Here is a 1,915-nt window from a genome sequence, read left to right on the forward strand (position 1 = left end):
CATTTCTACACGCTCTCCAGAAACCACGGCGCCTGCCAATGTGGTGTTTGCCCCACTCGTTGTGTGAACTGTGCCGGTGCCTATAATATGGCTGTTCTTGTGATGCACTTCCTCACTGGAACCCTTGCCTTTACCAAAAGAAGCATTTCCCATCCACCCTGTACCACCGGTACCATAACTATACCCAACATTCATTGAAGCGCTTTGCGTGTGGTTTTCTGTGCTTTGCGTATTTTGCGCACTTTCAAAGATGATATCTTCACCTGCTCCCATAGTGATATTCCCGCTCTGTTCATCATTGCTTTGCATCGGGTTTGTACCAGCGATAATATCGGCTCCAACACCATGGATGCTGCTTTATTTAAAGTGCCACCCGCTTGAATAAAGAAGGGCACAATTTTGACTCCCGCATCATTCATACTTTTTGTCCAACGACCTTTTTAACGATGGGGAGGACGCTTTGGTGATCGCTTTTGTAAAGCTTTTTGCTTTTGCTGACGTTTTCTTTCATCCTCAAAATGCGTTAGTAAAGCGCGTTCCTGTTTCGTTTTGTTGGTCACACCAAAGGTGTCATTGTCCATAAACTGCTGATATCCTGCTATCATTAAATTGCTTAGGAATGAGCCACTTTTGGGAGGTTGTGTAAAATAGATCCCTTTTGAATCTTGCAATTTATATCGGAAACCTGCTTTTTTCATGCATTCATAAACTGAGGCAAATTCACTCGCATACGTATTCATATCGTCAGGAGAAGCATAAACCGGTTTCCAACCACATTTTGACAAAGATTGTTGGATCATCGCTTTATCGGCACCTGGTTTTTCCCATAATGCTAAAGTTGATGGAGGAGGTTGGTTAATACATCCAGCTGTAGTTAAGAGAGCTATGCAGCTCAATAGTTTTAAGATTTTTTTCATTTTTCCCTCTTTCAATGGATTTATTTACAATAAAAAGGCTCTAAAGCCTGTTGATATTTTATCTCCGTTTTTCAAGACAGTTCTGAACTGAGTTGAGATGGTAGATTGAGAAAACAATCCCGCCATTCCAAGCAAAGGCAAGGATGGCAGATTGTTGATCATCACCAATAGCAAAACTTAAGGATAGCATTCATATTGTTCTGGATGCTTTTTACAAAAAGGGCTGTTTAAGCGTTTCTTGACACTGCGCTGTGGAACAACAGCGCCTGGACGACAAATGGGCAAGTTTTTCTCTTTAAAAGTATAACATGGCCCTCCCGCTCTTGCTACCTCTTCATCTTTATAGCGAAACCCTGATTGAAGCATGCAAGCATAAATTGTTGCTTTTGCATTAATGCTCTGCTTTCTGTTTTCTGGATCGACATCATAAGGCGTTGGCATGCCACATTCTAACAAGGCTTTTCCTACCTCTGTAAAATTAGTAACACCATTTTTCTCCCACGCGCTCAAATACCCTCCAGGAGTTTTATTAAACTGACATCCTGCAATACCTAATAAAGTTACAGCACCTAATAGCTTTAGAGTTTGTTTCATTTTTTACTCCATTATTTAATTCAAGGTTTTTGTTCACGATGAGATGTGCCATAGCGCCATGTACACTTATCACTCGCATCTCCAAGGCAAGTATGGGAGCTTATGGGATTCATGATCACTCTCCACCATTCTTTCCACATGTTACTACCAGTAGGTATTGTCTCGTAAGTATAGCCATTGCCGCCAATAATTCTGCTTACAAAGTCATATCTATTCCCATCAAAGCCAATAGTGGTTTGTTTGCCATCACTCACATAACCTAACAGACCGGATGCAACTAAAGCATTAAAGGCTGGTCCATAGAAATTGATATTCGTGTTGTCGGCTATACCGTGAACACCTTCTTGTTTGAAAGAATTCAGCATATTCCCCAATGTCATTGTCCCGCGACTATGTCCATAAAG

The 1,915-nt window shown here is 41.3% G+C and carries 2 protein-coding genes and 2 pseudogenes; all 4 read right to left on the bottom strand.

All coding sequences use genetic code 11. The features are described from left to right. A pseudogene (locus tag ACFIMX_RS09745) lies at window positions 1-354 on the bottom strand (hemagglutinin repeat-containing protein); the annotation flags it as partial. A gap of 86 nt (window positions 355-440) precedes the next feature. After that, window positions 441-917 (bottom strand): hypothetical protein, encoded by a 477-nt coding sequence (locus ACFIMX_RS09750; protein WP_375678959.1) that lies wholly within the window; start codon window positions 915-917, stop codon window positions 441-443. A gap of 177 nt (window positions 918-1,094) precedes the next feature. After that, on the bottom strand, window positions 1,095-1,511 hold the full coding sequence (locus tag ACFIMX_RS09755; RefSeq protein ID WP_375640500.1) for a hypothetical protein: 417 nt from the start codon (window positions 1,509-1,511) through the stop codon (window positions 1,095-1,097). Between the two features lie 20 nt (window positions 1,512-1,531). After that, window positions 1,532-1,915: pseudogene (locus ACFIMX_RS09760) on the bottom strand (filamentous hemagglutinin); the annotation flags it as partial.

Origin of the sequence: Bartonella sp. AD24XZML (assembly GCF_042196485.1) — a bacterium.
In the GTDB taxonomy this organism is placed as follows: domain Bacteria; phylum Pseudomonadota; class Alphaproteobacteria; order Rhizobiales; family Rhizobiaceae; genus Bartonella.